This is a genomic window from bacterium (genome assembly GCA_024226335.1).
In the GTDB taxonomy this organism is placed as follows: Bacteria; Myxococcota_A; UBA9160; order SZUA-336; family SZUA-336; genus JAAELY01.
In genome coordinates this window covers 25,369-42,923 of record JAAELY010000497.1, presented here as the reverse complement: position 1 = coordinate 42,923, position 17,555 = coordinate 25,369, and the positions used below count along the sequence as shown (strand labels likewise).

Annotated in this window: 7 protein-coding genes; 6 read left to right on the top strand and 1 reads right to left on the bottom strand. The window is 63.3% G+C overall.

Annotated elements, in window-relative coordinates:
• The first annotated feature begins 18 nt into the window (after positions 1-18).
• Together GY725_24260 and GY725_24255 are read left to right on the top strand one after the other, a co-directional pair.
• A complete protein-coding gene (locus GY725_24260; GenBank protein ID MCP4007309.1) occupies positions 19-2,682 on the top strand; it encodes a protein kinase in 2,664 nt (887 codons plus the stop codon).
• Positions 2,683-3,000: 318 nt separating this feature from the next.
• Positions 3,001-3,930 carry a UDP-3-O-acyl-N-acetylglucosamine deacetylase gene (locus GY725_24255; GenBank protein MCP4007308.1) on the top strand — a complete coding sequence of 310 codons (930 nt, stop codon included), beginning with the start codon at positions 3,001-3,003 and terminating at the stop codon, positions 3,928-3,930.
• 333 nt (positions 3,931-4,263) lie between these two features.
• Here the strand turns inward: GY725_24255 and GY725_24250 are convergent, their stop codons facing one another.
• Positions 4,264-11,946, bottom strand: coding sequence for a tetratricopeptide repeat protein (locus GY725_24250; GenBank protein ID MCP4007307.1), 7,683 nt, complete (start codon positions 11,944-11,946; stop codon positions 4,264-4,266).
• A gap of 276 nt (positions 11,947-12,222) precedes the next feature.
• Between GY725_24250 and GY725_24245 the strand changes: the two genes are divergently transcribed.
• The 4 genes from GY725_24245 to GY725_24230 are packed head-to-tail and all read left to right on the top strand — an operon-like array spanning position 12,223 to position 17,500.
• Positions 12,223-14,418, top strand: a complete 2,196-nt coding sequence (locus tag GY725_24245) for a HAMP domain-containing protein (protein MCP4007306.1) — start codon at positions 12,223-12,225, stop codon at positions 14,416-14,418.
• Positions 14,419-14,424: 6 nt separating this feature from the next.
• Positions 14,425-15,801: a sigma-54-dependent Fis family transcriptional regulator gene (locus GY725_24240; GenBank protein ID MCP4007305.1), complete on the top strand. Its 1,377-nt coding sequence runs from the start codon at positions 14,425-14,427 to the stop codon at positions 15,799-15,801.
• Positions 15,798-16,568, top strand: a complete 771-nt coding sequence (locus GY725_24235; GenBank protein MCP4007304.1) for a dihydroorotate dehydrogenase electron transfer subunit — start codon at positions 15,798-15,800, stop codon at positions 16,566-16,568. The genes GY725_24240 and GY725_24235 overlap by 4 nt, the downstream gene beginning before the upstream one ends.
• On the top strand, positions 16,568-17,500 hold the full coding sequence (locus tag GY725_24230; GenBank protein ID MCP4007303.1) for a dihydroorotate dehydrogenase: 933 nt from the start codon (positions 16,568-16,570) through the stop codon (positions 17,498-17,500). The genes GY725_24235 and GY725_24230 overlap by 1 nt, the downstream gene beginning before the upstream one ends.
• Positions 17,501-17,555: the final 55 nt, after the last annotated feature.

The window sequence follows — 17,555 nt, the reverse complement described above, 5'->3', positions numbered from 1 at the left end:
GCGTCCGATTCGCTCAACGTGGCGACTGTTTCGGACGATGAAATCCACGTGCGAACCGCCATGCGAATCCTCGCGTTCCTGATTGCCGTCCCCCTGTTCCTAGCGGGAGGGACAGGTCTGGTCTTTCACTCGAACGGACCTGAATGGGCGACCAAGCTCAAGCGCGAGTGGCCGGAGGAACTCAGTCAGACGGCCATCGAGCGCGGCATGAAATCCACCGAAATCGACGCATTCAAGGGCAATGCAGTTCGCTTCGTGGAGATCGCTGAAAGCCTGGCTCCCCGTCCGATTCACGCTGCCGTCCTCGCCTTCGGTATTCTGAGCCTGGGCCTGGCCGTCTGGCCCCGTAAGAGAGGCACCGGGCGCTCAGCGGATCGGAAGGGGGCGAAGGACGACGCCGAATCGGCCGCTCTCGAGACGATCGAAGACGCGATCGAGACTCTGCCGAAAAAGGACCGAAAAAAGCTCCTGAAAGCCGCGCAAGCGCTCGAAGCCGAAGCGGGGCCGGAGGCGGCCGCGGAATTTCTACTCGATCAGAATCTGAAGGATGACGCCACCGAGGTCTTCATCCGAGGAGAACTGCTGAGCCGCGCTGCGGAGGTCCGCCACGGGCAGAACCGCTTCGAAGAGGCGGCCGATCTCTACGGCCAGGCGGAACGTCACGAAGCTGCGGGTGCGATCTATGCGCAGCTCGAGCGTTTCAAGGAAGCGGCCGAGTGCTATCTGTCCGCAGACAAGCGCTCCGTTGCGGGCGAGATGTTCGAGCGCGCGGAATGCTTCCGCGAAGCCGGACAGTGCTACAGCGAGATCGGTTTTCATCGCCACGCTGCGCAGGCGTTTCTCAAATCGGGATGCGAGCCAGAAGCGGCCGATGAACTGGTCGCCGCCTTCACGGAAGAAGGCGGTGGTGCCCTCCAGCAGAACGACGCAAAAACCAAGGATCTGCGGGGTATCGCGCGCAAGGCGGGCGAACTGCTGTTCAAACTCGAGCGTTTCGAAGAGGCCGAGAGCATTCTCTTTCGCGCGGGAGCGTACGGGCACGCGGCCAAGGTTGCTTTCCAGCGCGGTGAATACGAGCGCTCCGCGGAACTCTTCTTGAGGGTGGGGCGCGGCGATCTCGCCGCCAAGGCACTCGAACGCAGTGGTGACTCGACGGGTGCAGCTCGCTGTCTCGGCGAATACATGCGCGACAAGGGAAACGACGCAGAGGCCGCGGAGCACCTGGTCAATGCCGGGGAACACGGTGCCGCAGGGGACCTGTTTCGAAAGGTCGAGCGCTTCGAAGAGTCCGGCGAGCAGTACTGGCTCGCAGAAGACTACTCAGCTGCCGCCGAGGTGTTTCGCGCGGCCGGCTGTGCGACGCGCGCAGCCGAGGCCTTTGAAGCCGGTGGTCAGTTCGATCAGGCGGCCGATTGTTTTTCCGAGAGTGGGGACCACGAGCGCCGCGCCGAGTTGCTGGAGAAGGCCGAGAAACTCTTCGAAGCAGGCAAGGTCTGGGCCGATCAAGGCAAGCCCGATGAAGCGATTCGTCTGCTCCAGCAGGTCGAACCGGATGACGGCAACTACTCCGAAGCCTGCTCGCTTCTCGGTCGGGTATTCGAAGAAAAGGGCATGCACAGCCTTTCGGTCAAGAAATTCGAGGAAGCCGCGGGCGAGACGGCCATCACGCGCACGACCGTCGAAGCCAATTATGAGCTAGGTCGTGCGAAGGCGCGCAAGGGCGACTTTTCTGGCGCCATCGAAATCTTCGAAGGGATCCTCAGCTTCGACTACCACTACCGGGATGCGTCGGCGCTGCTTGCCGAGTGGAAGGAGAACGCCGAGAACCAGCGCCAGAACCCGTCCACCGGCCCTCAGACAAACGGGACAGGAATCCCGCAGATGGCCCCCACGGAAAATCGCTACGAGATCGAGCGAGAACTCGGTCGCGGCGGAATGGGTGTTGTCTATCTGGCACGTGACTCCGTGCTGGAGCGGGAGATCGCCTTCAAGGTCTTGCCCGAGGGATTGCGCGGCAACCCGAACGCGCTGCGGAATTTCCTGCGTGAGGCCAAGGCCGCCGCGCAACTGAACCACCCTAACATCGTCACCGTCTACGACGCCGGAGATTCCGAGCGCGGTTTTTACATCGCCATGGAGTATGTGCAGGGCACGACTCTCAAAGAGATCCTGCGGCATCGCGGAGAAGTCGCTCCCGGCGGAGTCATCTACATCTTGAGGCAGATGGCTTCCGCCCTCTCGTATGCACACACCAAGCGCGTCGTGCATCGCGACATCAAGACTGCGAATACCATGTGGGCGGCCGACAAGCAGGTCAAGATCATGGACTTCGGCCTCGCGAAGTTGATCGAAGAGGTTCGCAACACCACCACACTCATCTCCGGTACACCGTTCTATATGTCGCCGGAGCAGACCCTGGGGCAGAACGTCGATCATCGCACCGACATCTATTCGTTGGGCGTGACGCTGTTCGAACTAGCGACCGGTCAACTTCCCTTCCAGAAGGGAAACGTGCCCTACCACCACGTACACACGGCTCCGCCGGACCCGGTGAGCGTCAAGCCCGATCTCCCGCGCTCGCTTGCGGACCTGATCTTGAAGTGTCTGGAGAAGGATCCGGCCGCGCGCTACCAATCCGCCGGTGAACTGGTGGAAGAGGTCGACCGCCTCACCGGGAAGTAGGACGATGCGGGTGATTTTTCACCCGTAGCCAGCGGCTTCGAAGCGCTTCGCGATGCAGCGAAATCGTGAGCTTGGCATCACGCCGTAATGCGAACGTCACTGCCGTTCGCTCTTCGAAGCGGGAATGTGACGCTAGCGGAATGTAGCGCCAGCGCAGAATTGTGATCCAAGTCACCGAATCCGATCAGTTTATCCGAGGCTAGCGTTATTGACGCCCGCTTCGCGCAGTTGGCACGCAGGTTGCTCAGTCCTAACCTGCCGTGGGTTGCCCGAGTGGGGGGTAACAGCTGCATCAGATCAGGTTGTGGAGGGCAGAGTTTGTTCAAAAACGTCGAGCACACGCTCGGGACACGGGTTCAATGCACCGGCATCGGTCTGCATACCGGGAAGCCCGTCGACGTGGTGCTCCGGCCGGCAGCTGCCGGAACCGGAATTCTTTTCTCACGGACCGACCAGGGCCGGCAGGTGCGGTTTCCTGCGCGGGCCGAGTGGGTCGTCGATACCCGACTGGCCACCACTCTGGGCAACGACGATGTCCGTCTTTCGACCATCGAGCACCTGATTTCAGCTCTGCGCGGCATGGGCGTCGACAATTGCACCGTCGAGGTCGCCGGGCCCGAGTTGCCGATCATGGATGGCAGCGCCGCGCCATGGGTCTACCTGATTCAGCAAGCCGGCCTGCGTCCGTTGCGACGCATGCGTCGCAGCCTGGTCATCCGCAAGCCGATCGAAGTGAGGGATGGAAACCGCTGGGTGCGGGTCATTCCCTCGCGTGAGTTCAAGACCACTGTTTCGATCGACTATCCGCATCCGGCCATCGGTCAGCAGTCCCTGCAGGCCATGAAGATCACCCGTGAAGTCTACTCGCGCGCGATCGCACCGGCGCGCACTTTTGGTTTTCTCAGAGACGTTCAGCAACTCCAGGCCGCGGGCCTGGCGCTCGGTGGAAGCTTGCAGAACGCCATCGTCCTCGACGAGGCCCGCGTACTCAACGCCGACGGCTTGCGCTTCAAGGACGAGTTCGTCCGTCACAAGATTCTCGACCTGGTCGGCGATCTGGCCCTTTTGGGGCTGCCCCTTCAGGGACACGTCAAGGCCATGCGCAGCGGTCATGCGTTGCACCAGGCGCTGGTCGCAGAGATTCGCGCCAACCCGAGCTGTTGGACCGTCGAGGTCCCCGGCCCAGCCACACCGGAGCGAGAGGCCGCACCCCGCGGACTCAGTCGCCCGGCACTTGTTCGCTCCTGAGCGACACGCGCGCATAAGCTCGGCTCGTACCCGCTAGCCCCGATCCCACTGGTTCGGGCGGGCGGGCGGGACCTTTCCCCCGTCGGCGTTCAAACGTCGCCGACAAGAAAAGGGTCCCGTCCGCTCCAATCAAATGCTCGTCTCTTTGCGCACAGTGGCGAGAGATGCGGGCGGGCCGGCAGCGAAAACGCCACTCCCGTCCCTGGACGATGTCTTTCGTGTGCGTTCTTCGTTCCTGAAACGAGCAGTAGATGCACTACTGGGCGGCTAGAGTGCCTCGAGGCCGAACGAAATCCACACGCGTGCCTCGGCCCGGGGATCTTTCGCGACCGGCTAGAGTCCGAGTCCTGCGATCGCGGCTTCGCCGATGCGCAGGAGCAGGCTGCGCGCCGGCGGGCAGGACTGGATGGTCGCCGACATGCTTCCGCCGTGACGCAGGTCCAGGTGCGCGGTCTCGGGCCAGAGTTCGATCAGGTCGGGCAGTATGTCGCCCAATGCGACGCTGCCACTCTGCAGCGCAGAGGCCGCGGCTTGAGCCACGATCTGCTCTCGCCAGATCATCGGATCGAGTCGACGAACTGCGTCTGCGTCGATCGAACTGAGTGCGCGCTTCAGACGCCGGCGTGCCCGGCGCGGAAGTTCGTCGTTGCTCTCGTCATCGGGTTTGACCCAGATGCCGCGCAGCGTGTCGTCGGGTAGATCCCAGGCCGCGCCAATGATCTTCGCGATCTCCTTGCGCGCCCAGACCGGCAGCCCAGTGAGAGAGGGCGTTCCTGAAACCTTCGGGAGCGCTGAAACTTCTTCGAGGGCGAGCAATAGCTCCGTGGCGCCCGACACTCCCGGATCGGAACTCGGTCCGGTCTCGGCCATCACGCTGAGTGGCCGGTCGGGATCCCAGTTGTCGACGTGCGAACCGAGTGCGCGCAAGACCGCGATGCAGGTCTGCTGGGCTCGGTCGCGCCGCCAGTGCTGTCCCATGTGTTCTATCGAGCGCCAGCTGCCCAGGCGCGCCGGGTACTCTTCGAGCAGGTCTCTGTGCAGGCGGATCGACTCGCGATGGGCGGCCGGATCGAAGGCGGTCGTATCGGCGAGAGCTTCGCGCGCGCTCGCGCGCAAGGGGTTGCACTCCAGTGAGCGGCGGTAACACAACTGCGCCCGTTCGAGGTCTTCGAGTGGTCCCGCGTAGGCCCGGCCGATGGCTTCCCAGAGTTCTGATTCCACCGGGCGGGTCGGGTGAGCGACGTCGAGTGTGCGTTCGAGTTGTTTCACCGGACCGGCCCAGTCTCCGACCTTGCCCAGATGCGCCGCCAGGAGTTGTGCGGCTGCCACGTTGGCCGGGTCCGCGTGCAGCGTCTCGCAGGCGCGACGCGCGGCTTCGGGGATGCGACCCAGGGACTCCAATGACTGCGTGTCGAGCCAGAGGAGCGTGCCTCGCTCGCTTTCCGGGAGTGTTTCGAGCCCGCGTTCGGTTACTTCGAGTGCGGCTGAGGCTCCGTCGTCGTCGAGGGTAAGGCGAGCGAGTTCAACCCACGCTTCGGCAGGTGCGCCGGGTTCGAGGACGAGGTGTTCGAGACGGTTTCGCGCTTCCCGCCGATTGCCACCGGACAACTCGAGCTGTGCCGCGCGCAGAGCGAGACGTCCGTTGAAGTCTTCCGGAGCAGCGCGCATCCAGCCGTCGAGCTGGACCACGGCTCGGTCGGATTCTCCGATGCGTTCCAGCAGGTCCACTGCGCGGGCGCGCGAGACCTCATCGTCGGGATGCAACGCGACCGCTTCTTCGAGGGCGGCCGCAGCTCGATCGAGTTGCTTCGAGCCTTCGCAGGCCTGCGCGAGTTTGAGCAGGCGCTCAGCGCGCTCCTCGGGACTGAGGTCCATGTTCGCGAGCCGGGAGTCGAGGCAATCACGTGCTCGCTCCGGCGCGCCAAGGCGAAGGCTCAGGTCGGCCATCGCGTCGAGTGCCTCGACGTCGTCGGGTGATTCATCGAGCGCGAGTTCCAGGTGGCGATACGCTTCCGCATTGCGTTGTTGTTCGAGCGCTGCAGTCGCAGCAAGACGGGCTGCGCGGCCGAGTTGAGGTGCTTCCTCGGTTCCTGGGAGTAACGAGCAGGCCAATCCGAACATGCGCTCGGCTTCGTTCCACTCTCCTCGCTCCAGAGCGATCTCACCCGCACCCAGGAGAGCCTGCGTCCATTGCGGATCTCTCTTCAGGGCCTTGCGGTACAGGGCCCACGCGCGCGCATCGTCGCCGAGCCGGCCGCGTGAGAGTCGTGCGGCCTTCGTGTAGGCATCCGCCGCTTCGGCGTCATTGTCGACGTGTTCGGCGAGTCGCAGGGTGTCTTCGAGTTCCATCGCGGGAGCGTCGAGCCGTGCGTGCAGTTGGGCGCGCAGAGACAACGCTTCGTTGAAAGTCGGATCACACTGCAGTGCACGATCGCACGCGTCGAGCGCGCGCGTCGCATCATCCATATGCTCGAGCGTCTGCTGGGCAAGGTCGAACCAGCCCTGAGCGGTCGCCAGGTCAGCCATGGACTCCAGAGCGAGCCGTCGCTTGCTGATTGCGTCGTTCCAGCGGAAGCAGACCGCCAGCGCGTCCGACCAGCGGTCGTAGTCGTCCGCAGTCGGAAGATCGACTTCCGCCAGTGCTTCGAGTGCTTCGCAGGCTTCCCGCGCATTCTCGAGTTCATCCCACTCGATGCGTGCCAGGCGCCGTAGAAGGCGCGCGCAGTCCTTCTCCGGGATCTCGGCGATCTCGATGCGCAGCAGGTCAGCGGCGCGTTGCCAGGCACCCACTCTCTCGAGGATCCCGCGGCCCCGACGGGCGAAGCCGGCACTCGGGTCGAGTTGCAGGCCACGCTCCAGCGCTTCGATAGCTGCGTCCTTGTTATTCGGCTTGGCGGCCGCCAATTCCGCGATGCGTAGCCATGAATCGGCGGCGTTGGGCAGTTGCCGTCCGCTCTCGAGTACGGCTCGCAGCGCGGCTTCTTCTTCCTCCGGGCGATCGAGACGCTCACAGAGTTCGGAACGCAACAACTGTGCAGCGGGAATATCGGGATTGATGGAGAGCGCGCCATCGACGGCTGAAAGTGCGGCCCGTGCGTCGCCCAGAGCGTGCCAGCGCAGGTCGGCGACCTCGAGCATGACCTGCTCTCTCGGCGGTCCTCCCGCTGTGGCGAGTCGCTCGAGAACCGGTACGCGACGAGCTTCGTTTCCGGGTCCCGAAAGCAATTGCTCGAGTGCCGAAAGGGCGTCTGCATCGTTTGGATCGCGCTCGAGCACTCGCTCCCAGGCGGCGATAGCTTCGTCGGTCGCGCATAGCGGATGGGTCAAGTGCTCGGCGATGCGTCGCTCGAGACGTCGCGCTTCGTCGCCGGGCAAGAAGGGCGCGAGGCGCTCGGCCAGGGTGCACCACTCGCTGAGGCGTCCCAACTGCTCGTAGAGTTCGAGCAGGTCGCGCATCAGGTCGACCTGGTCGTCGCGATTGGAACCCGGATCCGAGTCGATCAGTACGCGCAGTTCGAGCGCCGCTTCCTCGCGCAAGTCCGGATGCGAACCCAGTAGTTCTATTCGCTGCTTCTGGTAGGCGACTCGCGCTTCGGCGTCGAGGTCCGGATGCTGGGATAGATCGCGCAGTACATCGACGCGCTCGGCCGTTTCGCCCAGTCGGTCCATGATGGTGTTGAGCGTCTCGAGCCACTCTGCTCTGGGTTTCGGCGATGTGGCAAGCGCCTCGCGATACTCGTCGCGCGCGAGTGCCAACTGGCCGCGTTCCAGGTGCAATGAGCCTTCCTGTGCCAGCAGATCCGCCAGTTCGGCGGGGTCGTCTGTGGCCTCGGAAAGTGCGCGCAACGCGCCGAGCGTGCCGGGTCGATCGCCGACTTCCAGTTCGAGTCCGAGCCAGCGTTGCAGAACCGATGGATTGAGCTGATCGAGGGCTTGCAGGCGCCGGATCCAGCGAAGCGAATCCTGAGGTCGGCGGGCACCTTCGGCCGCTTCGAAGCCTTCGCGAGCGATCGTCAGCCGATCTGTTCCCGACTCGAGCGGGAACCGAGCGTCGAGCAGGCGTAAGAGGCTGAGCGGGTCGTCGCGACGACGCACCACCGTTTCCAACGCTGCGAGCAGTTCCCGATTGCTCGGGTAGTCGACCAACGCATCCCAGAGAAGAGGCTCGGCTTCGACCGCCTCGCCTGCGCGCCAAAGGGCCAGGGCCAGTCTGCGCACGGCATCGGGTGCCGGATTTTCGACATGACTTCCCGCCAGCGGGTGCAGCAGGGCAGCTTCTCGCGTCGGATCGTCGAGCTTGCGGGCCAGTCGTGCACCCCGCATCGCGAGTCCCGCATCACCGTCGACTTCACGCTCGATCAACTGCAACGCTCGTTCGGGTTCGGCGAGCGGACCCTCGAGCAACTGCAACGTCTCCAACACGTGCAGGCGGCGGCGCGCCGGTGTCAGTGCCTCGGGGCGACGCAGAGAACTCTCGAGTACCTCGGCGAGTGTCTCGTGACTCGCCAATTCGCGAAGCATCGGCAAGCGAGCTTCATTGAGTTCGGGATCGTCGGGCGTCTGCTCCAGAATCCGCTCGACGACTGCAAGCCGCGCCTGCGTCGGTTCGCCAGCCGCTTCCATGGCGTTGAGCCAACGTCGCAACCAGCGCAGACTTTCAGCACCGCTGGCCTGCATCGCCAGTTCTTCGCACAGGGCGATGCGCCCCGGAAGATCGTCCGCCGCGTCCAGTGCGGAGAGCAGCAACTCGTCGATGGCCGAGTTCGGAGAGCCTTCGCGCGCGATGCGCAAGGTGGAACAGGCGACTTGCGCCTGGCCCATGTTCAGCTGCATACGACCCAGGCGCAGGGCAATGCTCATTCGCTCGTCGTCGAACAGGCCGTCCTGTTCGAGCCGTGAGGCCAGTCTATGGCAGAGATCTGCCGTTCGTCCCTCCGCCTCGTAGACCGACGCGATCAGGTCATGGGCTTCGCGATCCGAGGAATCCGCTTCCAGAAGTCCCTCGAGTAGATGCGTCGCTTCTGCAGTGCTTCGCAACTGACTCGGTCCGCTGATGAAGATCTCAGCGATCTCGAGTTGAGTTGCGCGACGCTCCGCGGCGTCTTCGGTGCGCTTGGCGAGGGTCTGCAACGCTTCCAGATGCTGCACCGGATTGTCGGTGCGCGAGTACAGCGTGGCGACCAGGCGTAGATCTTCCAGCCCAAGCGGTGCTTCGCGGGTGGCTTGTTCGAGATCTTCGATTGCCTTCTCTGGCTCGCCCAGGCTTTCGGCCCAGAGGCGCGCGCGTTCGATCCGAAAAGCCGCTCGTTCAGCGGGTGTTTCACTGTCTTCCAGGATCTGATCCAGAAATTCCAGCTGTTCCCGCGGAGAGCCGTGCGTGCGCAGTAGAGCGAGTACGGCGCTCTTGATCGCACTAGCCTGCGCCGTATCCGCGTAGCGGCGGGCGCGGCGCAGCGTTCCCAGAGCTTCTGTGACCTGGCCGCTTCCCTCCTGGAGTGAAGCCAGGCGGAGCAGCAGGCTGGCGCGTTCCGGACCATCGACGTGCGACTCGCGCATCGAAAGCCAGGTTTCGTGCTCGTCCGAGGTTCCGCCAGCTTCCAGTGCGCGGGAAAAGAGATCTTCCAGCTGGCCCGCGCGGCTCGGGTCTGCGAGATCGCGCAGTACCGCAACTGCGTCTGCAGAACGGCCCATACCATCGAGCAGTAGACCTGCCTGACGGTGTGCGAGTTCGCGTCGAAGGGGTATGGCGCGCTCGTGCTCGAGTCGCAAGGCCAGCATTTCGACCAGTTCGTCCATCCGGTCCTGCTCGGCCAGCAGACTTTCGAGCAGGTCTGCGGGATCGGTATCGGAGGGATCGTTTGCGAAAACGGGGCGAAGCTCATCGACCGCAGCCGAAAGATCACCGGTCTCGGCCAGCGCGCGCGCGAGTTCGACGCGAATTTCCAGTTGCTCCGGCTCTTCTACGTCGTGCAGTTGCTCGCGGAGTTCGCGGACCAGTTCGGGAAGCTGGCGGGTTCGACGCAAGAGGTCGATCAGGCGAGAGCGCAGCGCCGGATTCGCCGCCAGGCTCAGGGACTCGCGATACCAGTCCGCCGCAGTTTCAAGCGCATCAGGATCAGGCTGTTCGAGCGTCAGGTCTCCAAGCCGAGTCAGGACCAACGCGCGCCGCTTCGGTGCATTTCCCAGCAAGGATTCGAGACCTTGAAGGTTCGAGCGTTCGGTCTCGACGTCGCCCATCTCGCGTGCGACTTCGCAAAGGGCAATCAACGGATCGGGGGCTGCCTCGACATCGATCCAGCGACGAGCCGTTCGCAACGCGCCGGGGAGGTCTCCCGCACTGCGCAGCGCGCCGCACATTTCGCGCAGCAGTTCGATCTTGCGCGGAGTCGGCGGGTCCAGGCTGAGTTCCCGCTCGCAGGCTTCGACCAGAGAAGTCGGGTCCGACGAACGCTCCGCGATCTGCCGCAATCCCCGCAAGGCCGTCGGACATTCAGGGTCGAGATCGAGAGCTGCCAGAAACGCGCTGCGCGCACCGCCCACGTCATCGAGGTGTTCGATACGGATCGCACCCAGTTCGCACCAGAGTTCCGAGCAATTGCCGCTCTCGGGGATACAGGCCAGGTTTTCGACCAGGGTGGCCAGCTCTTCGAAGCGTTCGCTCTTGCGCAGCATTTCGCTGAGGGCACTGATCGCATGCTTGTCGCTCGGCAGGCGTTCGAGAGCCGATTTATAGGCTGATTCAGCCGCCTGCGGATCGTTGAGGGTCTGCGCACGCAGTTCCCCCAGACGCATGAACATGGCTGCAGCGTCGCTTGCGTTCTCGGTCTGATTCGCGCGCCGAGCCAGCACGTCCGCGCGTTCGGTGTGGCGTCCGAGTCGCTCGAGACAGCGGTCCATGACCGCGAGTGCCTCGTCATCATTCGGTTCGCAGTCGAGCAGGCGCTCCAGCCAGTCGACGGCTCGCTCGGGGTCGCCGCTGCGCTCGTGCAGTACAGCGACCTCCAGCATCGTCATCGGCGAAGCACCGTTGGCTTCGAGAAGTTTCTCGAGCGCGTCGATCACGCCGTCGGTGTTTCCGGCCTTGCGCAGGATTCGTGCGCGGAGTTTCTGTACGCCAACGTCGTTGGGGCCGATCTCGTTGGCACACTCGACCCAGTGCTTGGCCGCGTCCATATTGCCGGCCTGCTCGAGTTGTTGAAGTCCTGCTTCCTGGGCCAGGAACAGCTTCTCGACCGGGTCGTGCACGATCGTGAAAAGTCGGCGCTGCAGTTCGTCTACGCGATCCCAGTTGGCATCGGCTTGTTCGATGTCGAGCAAGCGTTCGATCGCCTTGCGCCGCTCGGGGCTTACGCGCACGACTTCGCGCAAGAGCGTTCGGATGCGATCGCTTTCGCTGTCCGGCAGGAGTGTGGCCAGGTGCTCCATCACCTTGTAGCGAATTGGCCCCGATAGGCCTTCGAGTCGCCTCTCGTTCAGGAGGATGGCCTCGTCGAGGCGACCCTCGGCCTCCGCGAGCGCAGCGCAGCCTGCCTGGGCGCGGTCACACACTGGATCAAGACGCAGCGCCTGATCGAAGCGCCGCTGTGCTTCTGCGCAATCCCCCATCTTCAGCCAGAGCTCACCGATCTCGGTCAGCACCCGGGCGCGCTGCTTTGGCGGCAGCGAAAGAGATTCTTCGATCTCGGAGATCTGCACGGCCTGCGTGAGTTCCCCGTGTTCGGCGTGGAGGCGGCGCAGCGCTCCCAACGCCTCGACGTGTTCGGGATCCACTGCCAGGACTTCCTGGTAATACCGTTGCGCGCCAGGATCGTCGCTCAGCTTTTCGTGCAGGACTCCCGCCAGGCGCAGCAGGACATCCACCCTCTGAGGGTCTTCTGGAGACAACACGGAAACCCGGCACTCGTAGACTCCGGCAAGCTGGCTCCAGGAGCTGTCCAGGAACAGCCGCTCTTCCAGAGTCTGAAAGGCAGCCGTATCCGCCGGATCGACGGAAAAGCTCTCCAGCAGCCTTTTCATGTCAGGTGTGTCTGATGTGGGCGGATGGTTCGAATCCACGTCACGCTCTTCGGCGGAAGCCTGCGCTTGCTTGACCTCAAAGGCGCACCAATACGGCAGGTTATCGGCCTCTTATGCAGGAAAGACGCGTCCTTGGTAGCTTGAAAGGGTTGGCGAGCATGCGGTAGCGTCTCTCAGGCTTTGGATACGTCTAGTACACCAGAAGAACGGCCGGACCTGGAGAGGCCGACCCTCCCGGGTTTGGAGGCGGGTTCCGACGCGTCTTCCGAGTCCCGATTGCCCCGGCGTCCGCTCGCCGCGGCGGAGGTGCGCCGTAGACGCCGCGACTGGGGCCTGGCGGCGCTGGTTGGGCTGATCCTGATCGTCCTGATCGCGGTCGAACGGGAACTGGTGTTCTCGTCTCGTTCGCTTCCGATCGGGAGTGATGCGGTCTTCCTGGCGCTGGTCCATGTCAGTGTGATCCTGATTGGGCTCCTGGTCTTTCTGCTGGCCCGCAATGTCATCAAGCTGGTCGTGGATCGCCGTCGGGGAATTTTCGGATCGCGGCTCAATACCAAGTTCGTCGTCACCTTCGTGTTTGCGGCGACGCTGTCGTCGACGGCGCTGTTTGTCCTTTCCGCGCTTCTGGTGACACGTGCGGTCAACGTCTGGTTCGAACTCGAACTCTCACAGACTCTGTCCAAGTCCGTAGAAGTGGCGGACACGTACTACCAGAATCAGAAGGACGAAGCGCTGTTCTTCGCCCGCCGCATTGCGAGCCAGATCGAACAGAAGAGGCTCCTGCGCGAAAATGCGCTCGAGCGATTGAGCCAGTTCGTGTCGGGCAAGCAGGGCGAATACCATCTGGATCTGGTCGAGGTGTTCAGCGCGCAGTTCGAAGAACTGGCTTCGGCCACCGACCCCGAGGTCGCGATCGTGGCGTTCGAATCCAGCGGATCGGAGTTGATCCGGGCGGCGCTGGCGGGAGCGGAGCAGGGGGTGATTCACCGCGCTGGTTCGGGGGAACTCGTGCGCGGCGCCGTTCCCATCCACTCGACCTTCAACGAATCCGAGATCGTGGGCGTCGTCGTCGTCAACCGCTTCCTGCCGCGCGGGATCGGCGAGCAGGTGGCCGCTGTGCGGTCCGGAATGGAAGCTTATCGACGTCTTCAGCCCAGTGAGGGCACGTTTCAGGGCAGCATGCTGATGCTGCTTGCGATGATTACCCTGTCGAGCGTGTTGTTCTCTTCCTGGATCGGTTTCCGACTGGCCAAGCAAGTGACCGAGCCCATCCAACGCCTCGCGGGTGCGACTGCCGAGGTCTCAGCGGGAAACCTCGAAGTGCGGATCGAGCAACGGGGCGATGACGAGATCGGCCGTCTGGTCAGTGCCTTCAACAGGATGGCCACCGATCTTTCCGCCAGCCATCAAGACCTCGAGCGTCGGGGTGCCCAGATGGAGGTCATCCTGCGCAGCGTTGCGGCCGGTGTCCTGTCCCTTGATCGCGACCACATCATCCAAACGATCAATCCATCGGCACTGCGCCTGCTGGGAGTCAAACCGGCCGGTTGGGTCGGACGAAAGGTCGGTGAGATGCTCCAAGGACACGCGCTCGAGACGCTCTACGGGCTGTTGCACCGGCTGTCCACGGGAGCGCAGCAAACTCTTCGCCGCCAGGTGCAACTCACGATCGCCGACGAGATCCGAACATTGAACTGGACCGCGTCGCGGATCGAGGATGTCGAAGGCGAGGCTGCGGGTTTTGTCGTAGTCATCGATGACGTGACGCAGATCCTGCGCGTCCAGCGTATGGCGGCCTGGCGCGAGGTGGCGCGTCGAATCGCGCACGAGATCAAGAACCCGCTCACACCGATCCAGCTCTCCGCACAGCGTCTGCGCCGCAAGCTGACGGGTCGACTTGCCGACGATGAATCGCGTCAGTTGCTGGAAGAATGCACAGGTGCGATCACAAGCGAAGTAGACGCAATGAAGAACCTGCTTGCGGAGTTCTCCAGCTTTGCACAGTTGCCCGCAACGGATCCCGTACCGACCGACCTGAACAAGCTGCTGACCGATGTCGTGAGCATGTATCGCGGCAACGTTACCATCCAGTTCGAAACGGAACTCGAGCCGAGTCTGCCATTGCTCGATCTCGATGGTGAACAGATCAAGCGCGTCGTGTTGAATCTGGTCGACAACAGCATGGCTTCGATCGAAGAGGCCGGTGATGGTCCACGAAGGATCAGTTTCTTGACCCGCTACGATCGCGCGGTCGGCACGGCCCAACTGGAGGTCGCCGACACCGGTACCGGTGTCGCGGTCGAAGATCGTGCGCGTCTATTCGAACCGTATTACTCAACCAAGCGGGAGGGCTCGGGTCTCGGGCTCGCGATCGTCAGCCGAATCGTTTCGGATCATTCCGGCCATATCCGGGTGCGAGCCAACCGGCCCCGCGGTTCCCGCTTTATCGTAGATCTTCCAGTGAGGGCCTGAGCGGCGATGCTTACCACGATCCTGATCGTCGATGACGAGGAAGCCATTCGCCGGACCGTTGCGGCCATCCTCAGTGACGAAGGGTATCGACCCGTCGAGGCACACGATGCGAGCGCGGCGCTCGAGCGCATCGAATCTGCTTCGCCCGATCTGGTCCTGCTCGACGTCGCCATGCCCGGGCGCGACGGGCTCGAACTGCTCGAAGAACTGAGCCAGAAACGCCCCGAATTGCCGGTCGTGATGATGTCGGGACACGGCACGATCGAGACCGCGGTTCGCGCGACGAAACTTGGGGCCTACGACTTCCTGGAGAAGCCACTCACCTACGAAAAACTCCTGCTATCCGTCGAACACGGATTGGAACGCGCTCGTCTTTCGCGTGAGAACCGAGCCCTGCGCGACGAACTGATGGGCGAAAACGAGATCGTCGGTAATTCCGAGGTCATGCGGAATCTCAAGGAACAGATCGCAACGGCTGCGCCGACGGAAGGCTGGGTGTTGATCACCGGCGAGAACGGCACCGGAAAGGAACTCGTCGCGCGGGGAGTGCACCTGCGATCCAAACGACTGGATCGACCCTTCATCGCAGTGAACTGCGCGGCGATCCCAGAGGAGTTGATCGAGAGCGAACTTTTTGGTCACGAGAAGGGCGCGTTTACCGGCGCGATTGCCATGAAGCGTGGGCGCTTTGAGTTGGCCGATGGAGGAACGCTGTTTCTCGACGAAATCGGCGACATGAGCCTGATGACGCAGGCGAAGATTCTGCGCATCCTGCAGGAGCACCACTTCGAGCGCGTCGGTGGAACCGAGACGATCGAAGTCAATGTGAGAGTGATTGCAGCCACGAACAAGGACCTGGAAGTGGAGATGTCCGAGGGGCGTTTCCGTGAAGACCTGTACTACCGACTCAATGTGATTCCATTTCGCGTGCCGCCATTGCGCGAGCGCTACGAGGATATTTCTGGTCTGGTCGCCGTATTTCTCAAGCGGTATGCCGGCGAGTCCGGAAAACACTCCATCGAAATCTCCGAGGCGGCGATCGAGAAGCTGTCGGAATACCCATGGCCCGGCAATGTCCGCGAACTGCAGAACATCGTCGAGCGCCTGGTGTTGATGACGCCGGGGAACACGATCGACGAAGAGCATCTCCCCGAACACATCACGACCCCACCCGAAGAGGCAAAACTCGCGGCTTCCAAGACGTCCGCGCCTCTGGCCGAGGCGCGCGCGAGCTTCGAACGCGAGTATCTGATTCGCGCACTTGGGGAGAATGATTGGAACATCTCGCGCACAGCCGAAGTCGTGGGCCTTGCACGCGAGAGCTTGTCGCGCAAACTTCGCAGCCTGAAGGTAGACGTCGACAAGGAGCGAGAACCCTCGTGACTCCATCCCCCGAACGCAACGTCGTTCCCGTCAGTTCGACGGGGCGCGTCGTTTCAGTGGATGCATCTTCGGTCGTCGTCCAGGTGCCGGGTTGGCCTCGTCATCGTCCCGGTCAGTTTGCGATGTTGAAGCTCGACCCGGACGGGCCGCATCGCGACCCTCTTCTTCCGCGGCCGATGGCGATCTATCGCGCCGACGGCGACGTGGTGGAGTTCCGTATCAAGATCGTGGGTCGCGGAACGCGCGCTCTCGCCGAGCTCCCCGCCGGTGCAAGCCTGCGCGTGACCGGTCCGTTGGGGAACGGCTTTCCCGCGCCCAGGGGCAGTTCGATCCTGGTCGGCGGAGGCAGCGGCATTGCCTCGCTGTTCGAGTTGGCTCGCGATACCACGCCGGCTCCCACGGTTCTGCTGGGCGGCCGGAGCCAGGCCGATATTCTGGGCCTCGACGATTTTGAGAAGCTCTCGATCGACCTGAGGATTGCCACCGAGGACGGTTCGCTGGGCACACGCGGGTACGTGACGGAGTTACTGCAGCCCGAACCGGGCGAGGTCGTCTACGCGTGCGGGCCAACCGCGATGATGCAGCGCGTGGCCGAGATCGCCCAAAAGGCGGGCGCTTCATGTCGCGTGTCGCTCGAAGCGAATATGGCTTGTGGCTTCGGCATCTGCCTGGGTTGCGTCGTCGAGACGCGCAACGGCTTTCGCTACGTGTGCAAAGACGGGCCGGTTTTTTCGGCCGAAGACGTGTCCTGGGAGGTCTCGACGTGATCGAGTCGCCCGATCTGAAAACCGAGTTCGCCGGAGTGAGTCTCGCGAATCCGGTCCTGCTGGCCAGCGGAACCTGCGGGTACGGTAGTGAGTTCGAGCCCTTCCTCGACCTGCGCGAACTCGGTGGTCTGGTCGCGAAGTCACTCACGCTCGAACCGCGATTCGGGAACAAGCCGACGCGCATCACCGAGACACCGGCCGGGATGCTCAATGCGATCAGCCTGGAAAACGTGGGTGTCGAAGCGTTCCTGAACGAGAAGCTTCCGGCGCTGCCCGATGGAATCGCGGTGATCGCGAGCGCCTTCGAGACTGAAATCGATCGCTACGCCGAAGTCTGCCGGCGGCTGGACGGCGCCAAAGGCGTGGCCGCCATCGAAATCAACGCCAGCTGTCCCCATGTGAAGGCCGGTGGGATCGAGTTCGGGCAGGACCCGAAAGTGCTCGCGTCTCTGGTCCGCAGTTGTCGCGGTGCCACCCGGGGGCCGCTGATCATCAAGCTCTCACCCAATGTCACCTCGATCGCCGAAATGGCACGGGTCTGTGAAGCCGAAGGTGCCGACGGCGTGGCGTTGATCAACGCCGTGCAGGGGCTCATGGTCGATGTTCGCTCGCGCAAGCCCGTACTGAGAAACATTCTAGGCGGACTCTCGGGGCCCGCGATCCTGCCGATCGCGCTGCGCATGGTCTATCAGGTGTCGCAGGCGGTCGGACTCCCGATCTGCGGAATCGGAGGCATCTCCAGTGCCGAAGACGCGATCGCGTTTATTTTGTGTGGCGCGAGTGCTGTCCAGGTGGGCACGATCAGCTACACGAACCCCGGCGCGGCCCTCGAGATTCGCGACGGGATTAGCGCGTACTGCCAGGAACAGGGCGTGGCTGCGGTGCGTGAGTTGATCGGGGCCCTGGAGTTACCGCCGCCAGCGCGGCCCTGACGACGGACTTCCCCTCCAGAATCAAGTACCTACAGTTGCCCGGGCGGCCGGTATT